At 66.7% G+C, this 15,515-nt stretch carries 13 protein-coding genes; 6 read left to right on the top strand and 7 right to left on the bottom strand.

What is annotated here, in order from left to right; genetic code table 11:
• Positions 1–2: 2 nt before the first annotated feature.
• The 3 genes from ACSQ1W_RS17475 to ACSQ1W_RS17465 all read right to left on the bottom strand — a co-directional run bounded on the left by ACSQ1W_RS17475 (position 3) and on the right by ACSQ1W_RS17465 (position 3,472).
• The gene (locus tag ACSQ1W_RS17475; protein ID WP_436044997.1) at positions 3–440 is read right to left on the bottom strand and encodes a cytochrome c oxidase assembly factor Coa1 family protein; all 438 of its coding nucleotides are present in this window, start codon (positions 438–440) and stop codon (positions 3–5) included.
• Between the two features lie 25 nt (positions 441–465).
• Positions 466–2,691 carry a DPP IV N-terminal domain-containing protein gene (locus tag ACSQ1W_RS17470; RefSeq protein WP_436044995.1) on the bottom strand — a complete coding sequence of 742 codons (2,226 nt, stop codon included), beginning with the start codon at positions 2,689–2,691 and terminating at the stop codon, positions 466–468.
• 64 nt (positions 2,692–2,755) lie between these two features.
• A complete protein-coding gene (locus tag ACSQ1W_RS17465; protein WP_436044994.1) occupies positions 2,756–3,472 on the bottom strand; it encodes a glutathione binding-like protein in 717 nt (238 codons plus the stop codon).
• 114 nt (positions 3,473–3,586) lie between these two features.
• Here ACSQ1W_RS17465 and ACSQ1W_RS17460 point away from each other — a divergent pair, with 114 nt between their 5' ends.
• From ACSQ1W_RS17460 to ACSQ1W_RS17445, 4 genes are all read left to right on the top strand, one after another.
• Positions 3,587–4,228 (top strand): TIGR00645 family protein, encoded by a 642-nt coding sequence (locus ACSQ1W_RS17460; RefSeq protein ID WP_436044992.1) that lies wholly within the window; start codon positions 3,587–3,589, stop codon positions 4,226–4,228.
• A 3-nt stretch (positions 4,229–4,231) separates the two neighbouring features.
• Positions 4,232–4,732: a GNAT family N-acetyltransferase gene (locus ACSQ1W_RS17455; protein ID WP_436044990.1), complete on the top strand. Its 501-nt coding sequence runs from the start codon at positions 4,232–4,234 to the stop codon at positions 4,730–4,732.
• Positions 4,733–4,781: 49 nt separating this feature from the next.
• On the top strand, positions 4,782–6,983 hold the full coding sequence (gene uvrD, locus ACSQ1W_RS17450) for a DNA helicase II (protein ID WP_436044988.1): 2,202 nt from the start codon (positions 4,782–4,784) through the stop codon (positions 6,981–6,983).
• A gap of 80 nt (positions 6,984–7,063) precedes the next feature.
• A complete protein-coding gene (locus ACSQ1W_RS17445) occupies positions 7,064–7,510 on the top strand; it encodes a universal stress protein (RefSeq protein ID WP_192273828.1) in 447 nt (148 codons plus the stop codon).
• Positions 7,511–7,520: 10 nt separating this feature from the next.
• On the opposite strand, the gene ACSQ1W_RS17440 is transcribed toward ACSQ1W_RS17445, so the two are convergent.
• Positions 7,521–7,817 (bottom strand): DUF2782 domain-containing protein, encoded by a 297-nt coding sequence (locus ACSQ1W_RS17440; protein ID WP_436044987.1) that lies wholly within the window; start codon positions 7,815–7,817, stop codon positions 7,521–7,523.
• 106 nt (positions 7,818–7,923) lie between these two features.
• On the opposite strand from ACSQ1W_RS17440, the gene polA reads away from it, so the two are divergent.
• Both polA and ACSQ1W_RS17430 read left to right on the top strand, forming a co-directional pair.
• Positions 7,924–10,701, top strand: a complete 2,778-nt coding sequence (gene polA, locus ACSQ1W_RS17435; RefSeq protein WP_436044985.1) for a DNA polymerase I — start codon at positions 7,924–7,926, stop codon at positions 10,699–10,701.
• 365 nt (positions 10,702–11,066) lie between these two features.
• A complete protein-coding gene (locus tag ACSQ1W_RS17430; RefSeq protein ID WP_436044984.1) occupies positions 11,067–11,555 on the top strand; it encodes a DUF421 domain-containing protein in 489 nt (162 codons plus the stop codon).
• Between the two features lie 17 nt (positions 11,556–11,572).
• Here ACSQ1W_RS17430 and hemF read toward each other — a convergent pair whose 3' ends face one another.
• The 3 genes from hemF to ACSQ1W_RS17415 are packed head-to-tail and all read right to left on the bottom strand — an operon-like array spanning position 11,573 to position 15,452.
• Positions 11,573–12,502: an oxygen-dependent coproporphyrinogen oxidase gene (gene hemF / locus ACSQ1W_RS17425; RefSeq protein WP_436044983.1), complete on the bottom strand. Its 930-nt coding sequence runs from the start codon at positions 12,500–12,502 to the stop codon at positions 11,573–11,575.
• 9 nt (positions 12,503–12,511) lie between these two features.
• Positions 12,512–13,081, bottom strand: coding sequence for a hypothetical protein (locus ACSQ1W_RS17420; RefSeq protein WP_436044982.1), 570 nt, complete (start codon positions 13,079–13,081; stop codon positions 12,512–12,514).
• A gap of 4 nt (positions 13,082–13,085) precedes the next feature.
• The gene (locus tag ACSQ1W_RS17415; protein WP_436044981.1) at positions 13,086–15,452 is read right to left on the bottom strand and encodes a prolyl oligopeptidase family serine peptidase; all 2,367 of its coding nucleotides are present in this window, start codon (positions 15,450–15,452) and stop codon (positions 13,086–13,088) included.
• Positions 15,453–15,515: the final 63 nt, after the last annotated feature.

Raw genomic sequence — 15,515 nt, 5'->3', positions numbered from 1 at the left:
TTTCAGCGATCGGTGGCGGGCGAGGATTCGTCCGTCAGCACGATCCGCTCGCCTCCGTCGACGTTCACCGCCAACGTCTCGTAGCGCCACTCCCCGGCACGCTTTTCCGCGACCACGTAGAGCGTGCCGTCCGCACGCGCACCGTCCAGTGGAATCGCCAGGTCGGCTTCGCCGCTGGCGCCATCGACGCCGATATTGCCCTGCACGAACCAGCCGGCGCGGATCGGCTCCCCGAGTGCGGCCACCACCGCAGGATCGGCCTGGGCACGCGTGATGGCGTGCTGGTAAGGCGTCGAGGATTTGAGGGCGCCGAAGATCAGCGCCACGATGCCGAACACGAAGGCGGCGAACAGCGCCAACAGCAGCGCCGCCAGCACGGGCACGAACCACTTCCAGTTGCGTTGCCACCAGTTGGGTTGAGCGGGGACGTGCGTCGACATCGCGGTGCTCCTGGTGGGTGCGGAATCAGGGCTTGAGGCAGCGGGCGAAGAAATCCTCGGTCAGCCGGTAACGGTGCAGCAGATCGCTGCCGCGCAGGCCGTGCTTGGCGCCCGGGTAGGTCATCAGCTCGAACGGCGTACCGCGCTTCTGCAGGTCACTCATCAGCTTGGTCGAGTTGGTGAACAGCACGTTGTCGTCGGCCATGCCGTGGATCAGCAGCAGCTTGGAGCGCAGGCCGTCCAGGTGCGTGAACACGCTGGCTTCGCGGTAACCCGCTTCATTCGCCTTGGGAAGGTCCATGTAGCGCTCGGTGTAGTGGGTGTCGTACAGCGCCCAGTCGGTGACCGGTGCGCCCGACACGCCACAGGCATAGGCTTCGCTGTGCTTGGCCAGCAGCATCAGCGTCATGTAGCCGCCGTTGGACCAGCCGTGCACGCCGATGCGTGCCGGATCGACGAACGACTGCGACTTCAACCACGAGACGCCGCGCAGCTGGTCGTCCACTTCCACCGTGCCCTGCTTGCCGTACAGCCCACCGCCGAAGGCCGCGCCGCGGCGCGGCGTGCCGCGGTTGTCCAGCGAGAACACCACGTAGCCCTGCTGCGCCAGGTACTGGTTGAAGAAGGCGTCGCTGCGGCCGGGCCAGGCGCGGGTGACGGTCTGCGCGGCGGGGCCACCGTAGACGAACACCACGACGGGATACTTCTTCTTCGGGTCGAAACCGGTCGGCTTGATCAGGCTGTAGTGCAGCGGCGTCTTGCCGTCGGCCGCCGTCAGCGTGCCGAACGTTGTCGGCTGGTGCGCGGCAAGGTACTTCGCGTACGGATGGCCGGTGTCGGTGGCATCGTTCTGCAGCAGCGTCGCCAGCTTCGTGCCGTCGGCCTTGAACAGTTCGATCTGCGGCAGCACGGTGTCACTGGACCAGCTGTCGACGAAGACGCTGGCGTTGCGGGCGAAGCTGGCGGCGTGCATGCCTGGCGCTTGCGTCAGGCGGCGCGGTTCGCCACCGGCCAGCGGCACGGCATAGACGTGTGTTTCGGTCGCGCCGTCGCGCGTGCCGCTGACGTAGGCCAGTCCCGCACCTTCATCGATCGCCAACACGCCATCGACCACCCAGTCGCCCTGTGTCAGCGGCGTCACTGTCTTGCCGTCATCCGACGCGAGGTACAGATGCTCGAACCCGCTGCGCTCCGACGACCACATGAAGCGCCCGTCCTTGAGGAAGCGCAGGTGGTTGTGCAGCGGCACCCAGGTCTTCGAGCTCTCGGTCACCAGCGTGCGCTGCTTGCCGGTGGACAGCGTGGTTTCGATCAGCTCGAGCTTCTTCTGGTCGCGCGACTGGCGCTGGAAGGTCAGGCGCTGCGGGTCGCGCCAGTCCACACGGGCCAGGTAGATGTCCTTTTCGGCGCCGAGGTCGATCCACGTCGGCTTGGCCGCCGCCTTCGGTGCGATCACGCCCAGCTGCACCAGCACGTTGGCGTCGCCGGCGGCCGGATAGCGCTGCTCGATCACTTCGGTGCGGTCGGGATAGACCTCGTAGCGCTTCTGGATCGGCACCGGCGTTTCGTCGATGCGCGCGAAGGCGATGGCCGAATCGTCCGGGGCCCACCAGTAGCCGGTGTGGCGGTCCATTTCCTCGTCGGCGACGAACTCGGCCACGCCGTTGCCGATGGTGTCGCTGCCGTCGCGGGTCAGCTGTGTTTCCTTACCGTCGGCGAGGGCGATGACCCAGAGGTTGCGGTCGCGGATGAAGCTGACGAAGCCGCCTTTCGGCGAGATCTTCGGATCGGTGGCGAAACCGCCGCCGTTCGTGAGCTTGCGTACCGCGTCCCTGCCGGACTTGGCGAGGTCGTAGAAGTACAGCTCGCCACCGAGCGGGAACAGCAGCGCCTTGCCGTCGGGCGACCACTGGTAATCGACGATGCCCGACAGCGCCGCGATGCGCTGGCGCTCGCGGCGTGCCTTCTCCTCGTCGCTCAGTACTTCGTCGCCCGGCAGCACCACCGACGAATCCACCAGCAGGCGGGTCTGCCCGCTGGCGATGTCGTACTCCCACAGGTCCAGCCGGTTGCGGTCGCTGTCCTTGCCGCGCAGGAAGGTCACTCGCGACCCGTCCGGCGCCACCTGCGGCCGGGTCAGCGTGGGGCCGGTCAGCGATGCGCTGCCGGTGATGGCTTCCAGCGTGAGTTTTTCGGCGTGGGCGGGCAGGGTGGTGGCGAGGGTCATCAGGGCGAACAGGGCAAGGCGCATCGGATTTCTCGGGCGGCAGGGCCGGTCAGCCCCGGATTATGCCGCGAACGCCCGGACGGGTTCCTCAGGCCTTCGGACCACCCTGGCCGAACAGATGCTTCCGCTCCTCATCGGTCAACGGCTTGCCGGCATCCGGATTCACCTGCGTCTTCAGCGCGTACGCGCGCTGCACGGCCGGGCGTGCGGCGATGGCGGCCTGCCAGCGCTGCAGGTGCGGATACGGCGCAAGGTCCAGCGGCGCCTTGTCGTAGGCGTTGATCCACGGGTGGATCGCCATGTCGGCGATGCTGTAGTCCTCACCGGCGACGAAGGCGTGCTTCGCCAGCTGCGTGTCCAGCACGCCAAGCAGGCGCTGCACTTCGCGGGTGTAACGGTCGATGGCGTAGGGGATCTTCTCCGGTGCGTACACGGTGAAGTGGCCGTACTGCCCGCTCATCGGCCCCAGGCCCCCCATCTGCCACATCAGCCACTGGTTCACCGCCACCTTCTGGCGCGTGTCGGTACCGAAGAAGCGGCCGGCCTTGTTGGCCAGGTACAACAGGATGGCGCCGGACTCGAACACACTGATCGGCTCGCCGCCGTCGGCGGGCGTGTGGTCGATGATGGCCGGCATCTTGTTGTTGGGCGAGAAGGCGAGGTATTCCGGCTTGAACTGATCGCCCTTGCCGATGTTCACCGGCACGATGCGGTAGTCGAGCTTCGCGCCGGCTTCCGCCAGCTCTTCCAGCAGCAGCGTGATCTTGTGGCCGTTGGGGGTGGGCCAGTAATAGAGGTCGATCATGGCGGTTTCCGCAGGAGGGGAGGCCTGCGAGTCTAGCGGTCGGGACAGACTTGGCAGCGTCAAATCCGGCCGGTACCCTGCGCCATCCTTGGAAAAGACTGTTCCCACGCCCCCATGTCGCAGCCCACCAACGCCCGCCTCGGCTTCCTGCCCAACCTGATCTTCGCCTCGCGCTGGTTGCAGCTGCCGCTGTACCTCGGTTTGATCATCGCGCAGGGCGTGTATGTGTTCCTGTTCCTGAAGGAACTCAAGCATCTGGTTCTGGATGCCAACAATCTCACCGAGCAGGGCATCATGCTGCTGGTGCTGGGCCTGATCGACGTGGTGATGATCTCCAACCTGCTGGTCATGGTGATCGTCGGTGGCTACGAGACCTTCGTGTCGCGCCTGCGCCTGGAAGGTCATCCGGACCAGCCCGAGTGGCTGAGCCACGTCAACGCCTCGGTGCTGAAGGTCAAGCTGGCGATGGCGATCATTGGTATCTCCTCGGTCCACCTGCTCAAGACCTTCATCGGCGCGGGCGAGCTGGGCTTGCCGCTGTGCGGTTCGCCGGACCACCTGGCCTCGCTGAACACCGTCGCGACTGCGTTGCAGGCCGGCTACACGATGGCGGCCGCGAAGTGCACCACGGTGACGACGACGGCGGTGATGTGGCAGACCATCATCCACGGCGCTTTCATCCTGTCCGCGATCGGCATCGCCTATACGGACAGGGTGATGAGCACGGCCACACCGTCGAAGCACACCGCACACTGATCCGTGTCGGCCGAACCCCTGATCCGCGACGCGAACGAGGGCGACTACGCCGCCATCGTCGCGCTGAACACGGCCGAGGTCCGGCACACCAGCCCGATGGATGAGGACAGGCTGCGCCAGCTGGCGTCCTTGTCCGCCTACCACCGCGTGGTGACGCTGGATGATCGCGTGGTGGCCTTCCTGCTGGCGATGCGCGCCGGCGCGGACTACCGCAACGACAACTTCGGCTGGTTTGCCGAGCGCCACCCGGACTTCCTGTATGTGGACCGCATCGTCGTCGATGCGTCCGTACAGGGGCATCGGCTGGGCTCGCGCCTGTATGAGGACCTGTTCGCCTTCGCCCGTGAACACGGCATTCCGCGCGTTACTTGCGAATTCAACGTGGTGCCGCCGAACGAGCCATCGCGCCTGTTCCATGCTCGGCATGGCTTCGCCGAAGCCGGCCGGCAGTGGCTTGATGGCGGGCGCAAGCAGGTCTCCATGCAGGTTGCCGAGCTGACCTGAACACGCCGCGTCTCAGGGTTTGGGCCACCGCAGGCCGTAAAATGCGCGGATGGATGTTTCCCACCTGCTCGACGATCTGAATCCCGCCCAGCGCGACGCCGTCTCCGCCGAACCCGGGCACTACCTGGTCCTGGCCGGCGCCGGTTCTGGCAAGACCCGCGTACTGACCCACCGCATCGCCTGGCTCAACGAAGTCCATGGCGTGCCCACCCACGGCATCCTTGCGGTGACCTTCACCAACAAGGCCGCCGGCGAGATGCGGGCGCGCGCCGACGTGCAGCTGCGCAACGGCAGCCGTGGCATGTGGATCGGCACCTTCCACGGCCTGGCGCACCGGCTGCTGCGCCTGCACTGGCAGGAAGCGAAGCTGCCCGAGACGTTCCAGGTGCTGGACAGCGACGACCAGCAGCGGCTGGTGAAGCGTGTGGTGCAGGCGATGGAGCTGGACGAGGGCAAGTACCCGCCGAAGCAGCTCACCTGGTGGATCAACGAGCAGAAGGACGAAGGTCGCCGGCCCGAGCACCTCCAGCCGGCGCCGAACGATGACTGGCTGGACGTGCGCCGGCAGGTCTACGCCGGCTACCAGGAGCGCTGCGATCGCGCCGGCCTGGTCGATTTCGCCGAACTGCTGCTGCGTGCGCATGAGGTGCTGCGCGACACGCCGGCGCTGCTGGCGCATTACCGCACGCGCTTCCGCCAGATCCTGGTGGACGAGTTCCAGGACACCAACGCCATCCAGTACGCCTTCGTGCGCGTGCTGGCGGGTGATACCGGGCACGTGTTCGTGGTCGGTGACGACGACCAGAGCATCTACGGCTGGCGCGGCGCGAAGGTCGAGAACATGCAGCAGTTCCTGCGCGACTATCCGTCGGCACGGACCATCCGGCTGGAACAGAACTACCGCTCCAGCGCCAACATCCTGGGCGCCGCCAACGCGGTGATCGCGCACAACCCGGGACGTATCGGCAAGCAGCTGTGGACCGACACGGGCGACGGCGAGCCGATCGACCTGTACGCCGCCTACAACGAGATGGACGAAGCGCGCTTCGTCGTCGAACGCATCCGCCAGTGGGTGCGCGACGGCGGCAGCCTGGGCGATGCCGCCATTCTCTACCGCAGCAACGCACAGTCGCGTGCGTTCGAAGAAGCGCTGCTGTCCGAACAGGTGCCGTACCGCGTCTACGGCGGCATGCGCTTCTTCGAGCGCGCCGAGATCAAGGATGCGCTGGCCTACCTGCGCCTGATGGCGAACCGCGCCGACGACGCCGCGTTCGAGCGCGTGGTCAACACGCCCACGCGCGGCATCGGCGAACGCACGCTGGACGAAGTCCGCCGGCTGGCGCGCGGCGCACGCGTCTCGCTGTGGGGTGCAGCATCGTTGGCGGCGCAGGGCAGCGAGTTGGCCGGACGTGCGCGCAACGCATTGGCCGCCTTCGCTGCGCTGGTGGACCAGCTTGCGGAAGAAACCGCCGAGATGACGCTGGCCGAGCGCGTCGACCATGTGCTGGCCCGCTCCGGCCTGCGCGAGCACTGGGCGCGCGAAAGCCGCGGTGGTCTCGACTCAGAATCGCGCACCGAGAACCTCGACGAACTGGTGTCGGTCGCCTCGCGCTTCGTGCGCCGCGAAGACATCGCGGCCGAAGAGGATGGCCAGGAAGGCATGAGCGAACTGGTCGCCTTCCTGTCCTATGCCGCGCTGGAGGCCGGTGAAGGCCAGGTCGAGGCCGGTGAGGACGGCGTGCAGCTGATGACGCTGCATTCGGCCAAGGGGCTGGAGTTTCCGCTGGTGTTCCTGGCGGGCCTGGAAGAGGGGCTGTTCCCCAGTAACCGTTCGCTGGACGAAAGCGGGCGACTGGAAGAGGAGCGCCGTCTCGCCTACGTGGGCATCACCCGCGCGCGCGCGAAGCTGGTGCTCAGCTACGCCGAGGCGCGTCGCCTGCACGGGCAGGACATGTACGGCATCCCGTCGCGCTTCCTGCGCGAGATTCCGGCCAATCTGCTCAATGAAGTGCGTCCGCGGGTGCAGGTCAGCCGGCCGGCCTCCGGCTTCGCCACCCGTGTGACGCCGGGTCACGCGAGTCTGGAAACACCCGGCCTCAAGCTGGGCCAGACCGTCACCCATGCGAAGTTCGGTCATGGCGTGGTCACGGATTACGAGGGCAGTGGCGCGCATGCGCGTGTGCAGGTCAACTTCGACAGCGAAGGCAGCAAGTGGCTGGTGCTGGCGTACGCGAACCTTCAGGCGGTGTAGTCGTCGCGATTGATCCAGATCACGGCGTCCTACGCCGGCAGCGCGTGTAATGCCCGCATCCCATCATCATGAGGTGCGGCATGTACCGGCATATCCTGATCGCGACCGATGGCTCGGAACGGGCCGGAAAGGGCGTTGCGCAAGGCTTCGCGCTGGCCCGGCAGCTGCAGGCGAAGACGACCGTGCTGACGGTCAGTGAACCCATCAATACCGGCTTCGACGATGCTTTGGGCTGGAGTGCGGTCGCGACTTCGTTGCCGGATTTCCAGAACGCGCGTGACGAAGCGGCGCGCAAGGTGCTCGACGGCGTCACGGCGCAGGCGCAACACGCGGGTGTGGAACCTCAGCTGCTGCATGTCGCCGACCGCTATGCGGCGGAGGCGATCGTCGATACCGCCGAGCAGCAGGGCTGCGATCTGATCGTCATGGCCTCGCACGGACGGCGCGCGCTCGGCCGCCTGCTGCTGGGCAGCCAGACCAGCGAGGTGCTGGCCCGCTGCGGCGTGCCGGTGCTGGTGATCCGCTGAGCGCGGGGGCTCACCAGCCGTAGAGCTTCCAGTACACCGGCGAGATGTCGCTGTTGTCCTTGCTCTTGTCCAGGCGGCCGTCGCCGTCGGAATCGTACAGGTAGTAGGGCGCGCCACGCGCGGGCGTGACCTTGACCATGCGCAGGTTGCCGGCTACGCGGTATTCCTCGATCGTGTCGCCGTTCTTTTCCGTGCGCACCGCCACCTGGGCGTTGGCCAGATCCACGTCGGCGGGGTTGCTGCCGCCGGTCGAGGCGCAGCCGGCCACGGCCAACAGGCAGGACAACGGCAGGGCAAGGCTCGTCATGCGGTTCATCGTGGCGTCCGGTCGGGGGAATGACCGGTCGATTATGCGCCGAATGCGGGCAAGCGCGCGTGACGCCGTGCCCGGACGCGCGGCGTAGAATGCGGGCATGACACGACTCGTTCTGATCGACGGCTACAACTATCTTTATCGCGCCTATCACGCCATCAAGGCACAAGGCCGCGAGTTGACCGCACCGGACGGTTTCCCCACCGGCGCGCTGTTCGGCGTCGCGAACATGCTGCGTGCCTACTTGAAGGAGCGACCCGATTACGCCGCCTTCGTGGTCGATGCCCCAGGCAAGACGTTCCGCGACGAGCTGTACCCTGAGTACAAAGCCAATCGCCCTCCCATGCCGGACGACCTGCGCATGCAGGTGGAGCCGTTGCTGGAGATCGTCGCGGCCCTCGGATTTCCGATTCTCCGTGTGCCGGGCGTCGAGGCTGATGACGTGATCGGCACGCTCGCGCTGCAGGGCGCGGCGCAGGGCATCGAGGTGACGGTTTCCTCCGGCGACAAGGACATGGCCCAACTGGTGCGTCCGCACGTCGTGCTGGTCAACACGATGAGCGGCAGCCGGCTGGATTCGGACGAAGCGGTGATCGAGAAGTTCGGTGTGCGCGCCGACCAGATCATCGACTACCTGGCGTTGATGGGCGACGCGGTGGACAACATTCCCGGCGTGCCCAAATGCGGGCCCAAGACCGCAGCCAAGTGGCTGGCCGAGTTCGATACGCTCGATGGCGTCATTGCCAATGCCGACAAGATCGGCGGCAAGATCGGAGAAAGCCTGCGCGAGGCGTTGCCCCGCTTGCCGCTCAATCGCGAGCTGACCACGATCAAGACGGACGTGGTGCTGGATCAGGCGATTACCGATCTTCAGCTCCGGGAGCGCCATGTCGATCAGCTGCGGGAGCTGTACGCGCGCTATGGTTTCAAGCAGGCACTGAAGGAGCTTGACGGCGGTGCGATCGATTCGTCGGTGATCGCCGAGAAGGAGCCGGGCCGTGCGCGCGGTACCGGCCGGGTGGCCACGGCCGCGGTGGACGAGGGCGCGATAGATCCGGCGTTGGGCGTTGCCGGCGAGTACACCGCAGTGACGGAGCCGTCGCAGCTCGATGCGCTGGTCACGCGCCTGCAGCAGGCCGACGAGTTCGCCTTTGACACCGAAACCGACAGCCTGGATCCGATGCAGGCCACCCTGGTCGGCCTGAGCTTCTCTACCGAGCCGGGCCAGGCCGTGTACATACCGGTCGGACACGACTATCCGGGCGCCCCGCCACAACTCGACCGCGACGACGTCCTTGCGGCGCTCACGCCGGCGCTGGCGGACCCCGCCAAGCGCAAGCTGGGCCAGCACGGCAAGTACGACCTGCATGTACTGCGCCGCCACGGTGTGGACGTGCAGGGCTACGCGGACGACACGATGCTGGAGAGCTTCGTACTGAACTCGGGCAGCAACCGCCACGACATGGATAGCCTGGCCAAGCGTTTCCTCGGCTACGACACGATCAAGTACGAAGCGGTAGCCGGCAAGGGCGCCAAGCAGATCCCGTTCTCGCAGGTGGCAGTCGACGATGCCACCCGCTATGCGGCCGAGGATGCCGACATCACGCTGCGACTGCACCGCGCCATCGCACCGAAGCTGGCGGCCGAGCCGGGTCTCGAAAGCGTATACCGCGACATCGAGATGCCGCTGGTGCCAGTGCTGGCGCGCGTCGAAGCCAACGGCGTCAAGATCGATGGCGACGAACTGCGCCGGCAGAGCGCCGACCTGTCCAAGCGCATGCTGGCCGCACAGCAGAAGGCCACCGAGCTCGCAGGGCGCACCTTCAACCTCGATTCGCCGAAGCAATTGCAGGCGCTGCTGTTCGATGAACTCAAGCTGCCGGCGCTGGTGAAGACCCCGACCGGCCAACCGAGCACCAACGAGGAGGCGCTGGAAGCGATCGCCGATCAGCATGAGCTGCCGCGCGTGATCCTCGAGTACCGCGGCCTGGCTAAGTTGCGCAGTACCTATACCGACAAACTGCCGGAGATGGTCAATTCCACCACCGGGCGCGTGCACACCAGTTATCACCAGGCGGGTGCGGCGACCGGGCGGCTGTCGTCGACCGATCCCAACCTGCAGAACATCCCGATCCGCACCGACGATGGCCGGCGGATCCGCAAGGCGTTCGTCGCGCCCGCGGGCCGCAAGCTGGTCGCCTGCGACTACTCGCAAATCGAGCTGCGCATCATGGCGCACCTGTCGCAGGATCCCGGCCTGGTGCGTGCGTTCGAATCCGGCGCCGACATCCACAAGGCCACTGCGGCGGAAGTCTTCGGCAGGGCGCTGGAGGACGTCACCGGCAACGAGCGTCGCGCGGCGAAGGCCATCAACTTCGGCCTGATGTACGGCATGAGCGCCTTCGGCCTCGCGCGCCAGCTGGGCATCGCGCGTGGAGAAGCGCAGGACTACATCGCGCTCTACTTCAGCCGGTACCCCGGCGTGCGCGATTACATGGAGAGCACCCGCCAGCAGGCGCGCGAGCATGGCTACGTCGAGACCGTGTTCGGCCGCCGCCTGTACCTGGAGTACATCAACAAGGGGACGCAGGGGCAGCGTGCCGGTGCCGAGCGCGCGGCGATCAACGCGCCGATGCAGGGCACGGCGGCGGACATCATCAAGCGCGCGATGATCGGGGTCGATGCGTGGCTGGCCGACCACCGCGAACGCGCACTGATGATCCTGCAGGTGCACGACGAACTGGTGTTCGAAGCCGAAGTCGATTTCGTGCCGACGTTGCTGATAGAGGCGACGACCCGGATGGCCGCCGCAGCGCAACTGAGCGTTCCGCTGGTGGTCGACAGCGGCGTCGGCGACAACTGGGAAGAGGCCCATTGAACGGGCCTGAAAACGGTTTCCCTTCCGGAACATGGACTTGCGGAAGGTTCAGGAAAACCCTGTCAGGTATATTTGTATACCGAGCAGTTCAATAAAATGAATTCCTCCTGAATCTTACGGTTTTTTAACCGGAATCTTCACGAACCATCCATGTGCGGAGTGGTCATATAGCCCGTGACAGATGCAACGTCTGTCACTGATCTCTCCCATCCCCTGGAGCGATCTCCCCCGGAGCGAAGACCCCTCCCCAGGTCCCGCTCCCCTGGCCCCGCCGATCTCCCCCTGGTCTGCGGGGCTTTTTATTGCCTGTCGTTTGCCGCGGTGCCTGCGCTACCGTGCGCGCATTACGCTCCGTGGGGTAGTGCATGAACGAGACGTTTGCCGAGATGTTCGAGCTGGCCATGCCCTGGTGGGCCTTCGTGCTCCGCGCCTGCGTGGTGTACTTCATCCTGCTGGCGATGATCCGCATGACGGGCAAGCGCACGATGGGCCAGTTCACGCCCTTCGACATGCTGCTGGTCGTGTTGTTGGGCAATGCCGTGCAGAACGCGCTGCTGGGCGAGGACACGTCGGTGGGCGGCGGCCTGTTGCTCGCGGCCACCCTGATCGCGCTGAACTGGCTCGTCGGCCTGGCGTCGGCGCGTTCGCCGAAGGTGGAGCGCTGGGTGGAAGGTTCGCCGGTACTGCTCGCGCGCGAAGGCCAGGTCTATCGTGACGTGCTGCGCCGCGAGTTGATCAGCCGCGAAGATTTCGAGAAGGCCATGCGCGAGGCAGGCTGCCTGGACATGGCCGACATCCGGCTCGCCGTGCTGGAGAACAACGGGCACATCACGGTGGTCCCGCGACAGGCCTAGTCGCCCTCCGGTCGGCTTCAGGCCAGTTCGGCCAGCCAGTCGCGCGGACGCAGGTAGTCCGCGAGCCGCTGCTCGTCGCTGCCTGCCTCGGGCGCATAACCGTATTCCCAGCGCACCAGGGGAGGCAGGCTCATCAGGATGGATTCGGCGCGTCCGCCGCTCTGCAGGCCGAACAGCGTGCCGCGGTCGTAGACCAGGTTGAACTCGACGTAGCGCCCACGGCGATAGAGCTGGAACTGCCGCTCCCGCTCGCCGTACGGCGTGTCCTTACGACGCGCGACGATCGGCAGGTACGCATCCAGGAAACCGTCGCCCACTGCGCGCAGATAGGCGAAGTCGCGGTCGAAGTCCTCGCTCAGGTCGTCGAAGAACAGGCCACCGACGCCGCGCGTCTCGTTGCGGTGCTTGAGGAAGAAGTACTCGTCGCACCAGCGTTTGTGCGCGTCATAGCGCGTCTGGCCGCCGAATGGCGTGCAGAGATCCCGTGCGGTCCGGTGCCAGTGATGGACGTCCTCGTCGACAGGATAGAAGGGCGTCAGGTCGAAGCCGCCGCCGAACCACCATGCCACTGTCTCGCCGTCGCGCTCGGCGCGGAAATGGCGGACGTTGGCGTGCGTGGTCGGCAGGTGGGGGTTGCGGGGGTGGAAGACCAGCGACACGCCGACGGCGCGCCAGGACGCGCCGGCCAGCTCCGGGCGATGCGCGGAAGCGGAGGGCGGCAGCCGGTCGCCGGACACATCGGAGAATCCGATGCCCGCCTGCTCGAACACCGCGCCATCGCGCAGCACGCGCGTGCGGCCGCCGCCTCGGATCGGCGATGCGTCGCCCGGTGGACGTGCCCATGCATCTTCGTGGAAGCGCGCACTGCCATCCGCGGCTTCGATGGCGGCACAGATGCGGTCCTGCAGGTCGGTCAGATAATCGCGGACGGGCGTGATGTCGTTCATGCCGACATTCTAGCGGGGCGAGCGGGGCATCCCGAATTCCGACCGCACGGCAGGCTTGCACAATTGCCAGACCACCAAGCCATGCAGTACTGCGAACACGATCGCGGTCGCCCAGAGCGTGGCCAGCGTCAGTACCCGCAGCGCGGCGAGTTCGGTCCGCAACTGCTCCGTCTCGGGCTGGTGCGGCAGGGCCTGCACCAGGGAAAACGCCGCATCCATCGCCGCAATGCCGGCGAAGTTGGCGGCCGCGCCCATGACCATGAACAGCACGAAGCCCCACCAGCCCCATGCGTGGCGGCGTAGCAGCCCGACCGACACCGCCAGGAACGCAATGCAGATTGCCAGGAAGGCGACGGCGATCGTCGTCAGGTGCGTGAGCACCCACACCACGGGGGCAGGAACCGACTGCGCCGACAGGAAGCCGAGGACCGCATCGATGTCCACATGGCCCAGCAGGAGCACCGCCGCGATGACCTGCATCGCGGCGTAGAGTGCGGCGAAGACGCCGATCACGATCGACACCTTCGCCGTCACGGTGACGAAGGCCGAACCGAGGGTGCTGGCCTGGATGGAGGCCATCGTCCTACTTCAGGTTCTGCTCGAACAGCTTGAGGACACGCTTGTATTCGTCCAGCCACGAGTCCGAGCGCGTGAAGCCATGGCGCTCCAGCGGATACGCCGCCAGCTCCCAGTTGTCCTTGCGCAGTTCGATCAGCTTCTGCGTCAGCACCACCGAATCCTTGAAGAACACGTTGTCGTCGATCATGCCGTGCGCGATCAGCAGGTGGTCCTGCAGGCCGGCGGCGTACTCGATGGGCGACGAGGCGCGGTAGGCCTCGGGATCCAGCTCGGGCGTGTTGAGGATGTTGCTGGTGTATTCGTGGTTGTACTGCGTCCAGTCCACGACCGGACGCAGCGCGGCGCCCGCCTTGAACTTGCCGGGTTCGCGGAACAGCGCCATGAACGTCATGAAGCCACCGTAGCTGCCGCCGTAGATGCCGGCGCGGTCGCGGTCGCCCTGTTTCTGCTCGACCAGCCAGTCGAGGCCGTCCAGGTAGTCCTCGAGTTCCGGGTGGCCCATGTTGCGGTAGATCGCCGTGCGCCAGTCGCGGCCGTAGCCTTCGCTGGCGCGGAAGTCCAGGTCGAGCACGATGTAGCCGCGCTCCACCAGCAGGTGATGGAACATCTGCTCGCGGAAGTAGTTGGGATAGCGCGCGGTGACGTTCTGCAGGTAGCCGGCGCCGTGCACGAACATCACGATGGGGTAGCGCTTGCCCGGCTCCATCGTCTTCGGGCCGTAGTACTTGCCCCACACCACACCCGCGCCATGCTTCGACGGCACCTGCACGTACTGCGGTTCGACCCACTCGCGCGCCTTGAACGCCGCGCTGCGGGTATCCGTCAGCTGCTTCGCGTCGCCACCGTCGATGCCCAGCACCGACAGCTGCACCGGCGTGTAGCTGCGCGAGTGGCGGACCAGCAACTGGCGCCCGTCGGGCGACGTGCTGAAGCTCTCTACGCCGTCCAGCGAAGTCACTTCGCGCAACGCGTTGTTGGCCAGGTCGAGCTTGCAGACCTCGTAGTCGCCCGGCCAGTCGCGGTTGCACAGGAACAGGAAGCCGTTGCCGTCCGGCGCGATCTCCGGCTCGGAGACTTCCCACTTGCCGGAGGTGCGCGCACGGAACTTCTCCGTGCCGGCCGCGGTGTAGAGGTGCGAGTAGCCGGACTCTTCCGAGAGCAGCCACAGCGTGCGGTTGTCCGGTAGCCAGCCGAACTCGTTGAAGCCCCAGTTGATCCAGGCGGTATCGGTCAGGCGATGGCGCGGCAGCAGGCGTGCCCCCGTCAGGTCGACTGTGGCGATCCAGCGATCCTTGTTGTCCACCGCATGGAGCTGCACGGCGACCTGCGTGCCGTCGTTGGTCCAGGCCACGGCGTCACCCTCGCGACCCCCTTCCACGCGCACGTCGCGGTTGCCCTTCAGCGGATCGTTGCCGGCGGCCTTGCGCAGCGCAGCCAACGGGTCCTTGTCGATGCCGGGCAGTGGATCGAAGGCGAGCGGCTTGACACTGCCGTCGGTCAGGTCCACGCGCCACAGCGCATGCGGCAGGGGCGCGTTGCGGCCTACGCGGGTGCGGACGTCCTGGAATTCCTCGTAGCCGGACTCGGTCACGTACTTGGGCATCTTGCCGCCCTGTCCGGCATCGGCGCCCTTCTTGCGCGTCACCACCAGCAGCCAGCGCCCGTTGGGCGACAGCGAGCTGGATTCGATTTCCACCTCCGTACCCAGGTAGACCGGTGCCGGTGCCCGGGTGGGATCGGCCTTGCGCCAGGCCTCGGCCTGCTTCTGCGCGGCTTCGCGCAGGGCGCGGTCATCGGCCAGCGTGCGGATCGTGCGCAACTGCTGCTCGCGCAGGGCATCGGCCTTGGGCGGTGCCAACGGATCGCGCTCGGTCTTCAGTTCGGCAACGGTCGACGTGCCGCCGCCTGCGCTCCAGCGATACCAGGTGGCGCCAGTGCGCCAGATCACCGTGCCGTCCTGGGCGAAGCGGGCCTGCTGCTCCACCTCGTTGGTGCGGGTGATCTGGGTCAGCGCACCGTTGCGCAGGTCGCGCACGAACAGGTCGCCGTTGCGCGACAGCAGCATGCGCTGGCGAGCCGCGTCGTACGTCGGGTTCGCCGTATCGAGCCCCGCGCGCTGGTCGTCGCCGACGCGGCGTGCGGCACTGCCGTCCAGGGCCTGTTCGAAGGTGTCGCGCACGAGGCTGGCATCGCGCTTGAGTTCGTACTGCACCTGCTTGCCATCCCAGGTCCACCAGGCGCGCTCGACCGGCGGGCCGATCCAGTCCGGTTCCGCCATCGCCTGTTCGATCGTCAACGGCACGGAGGTCTGGGCGTGCACCGAAGGCGCAAGGGCGAGCGGCAGCAGCAAGGCGAGCAGGGCAGGGCGCATGGGCATCCGTTAGTGCGAGGTGAAGAGGTCAAGAGTACCAGTCCGGCCGCGCTGTTCCGGCCG

Origin of the sequence: Pseudoxanthomonas sp. LjRoot143, assembly GCF_964252945.1 — a bacterium.
Classification (GTDB): domain Bacteria; phylum Pseudomonadota; class Gammaproteobacteria; order Xanthomonadales; family Xanthomonadaceae; genus Pseudoxanthomonas_A.
The sequence above is the reverse complement of the archived record's forward strand: the minus strand, read 5'-3'. Positions and strand labels throughout refer to the sequence as shown.

Coding starts and splice junctions, on each gene's coding strand:
- ACSQ1W_RS17475 (WP_436044997.1), bottom strand. CDS start 440: ATGTCGACGCACGTCCCCGCTCAACCCAACTGGTGGCAACGCAACTGG.
- ACSQ1W_RS17470 (WP_436044995.1), bottom strand. CDS start 2,691: ATGCGCCTTGCCCTGTTCGCCCTGATGACCCTCGCCACCACCCTGCCC.
- ACSQ1W_RS17465 (WP_436044994.1), bottom strand. CDS start 3,472: ATGATCGACCTCTATTACTGGCCCACCCCCAACGGCCACAAGATCACG.
- ACSQ1W_RS17460 (WP_436044992.1), top strand. CDS start 3,587: ATGTCGCAGCCCACCAACGCCCGCCTCGGCTTCCTGCCCAACCTGATC.
- uvrD (WP_436044988.1), top strand. CDS start 4,782: ATGGATGTTTCCCACCTGCTCGACGATCTGAATCCCGCCCAGCGCGAC.
- ACSQ1W_RS17445 (WP_192273828.1), top strand. CDS start 7,064: ATGTACCGGCATATCCTGATCGCGACCGATGGCTCGGAACGGGCCGGA.
- ACSQ1W_RS17440 (WP_436044987.1), bottom strand. CDS start 7,817: ATGACGAGCCTTGCCCTGCCGTTGTCCTGCCTGTTGGCCGTGGCCGGC.
- polA (WP_436044985.1), top strand. CDS start 7,924: ATGACACGACTCGTTCTGATCGACGGCTACAACTATCTTTATCGCGCC.
- ACSQ1W_RS17430 (WP_436044984.1), top strand. CDS start 11,067: ATGAACGAGACGTTTGCCGAGATGTTCGAGCTGGCCATGCCCTGGTGG.
- hemF (WP_436044983.1), bottom strand. CDS start 12,502: ATGAACGACATCACGCCCGTCCGCGATTATCTGACCGACCTGCAGGAC.
- ACSQ1W_RS17420 (WP_436044982.1), bottom strand. CDS start 13,081: ATGGCCTCCATCCAGGCCAGCACCCTCGGTTCGGCCTTCGTCACCGTG.
- ACSQ1W_RS17415 (WP_436044981.1), bottom strand. CDS start 15,452: ATGCGCCCTGCCCTGCTCGCCTTGCTGCTGCCGCTCGCCCTTGCGCCT.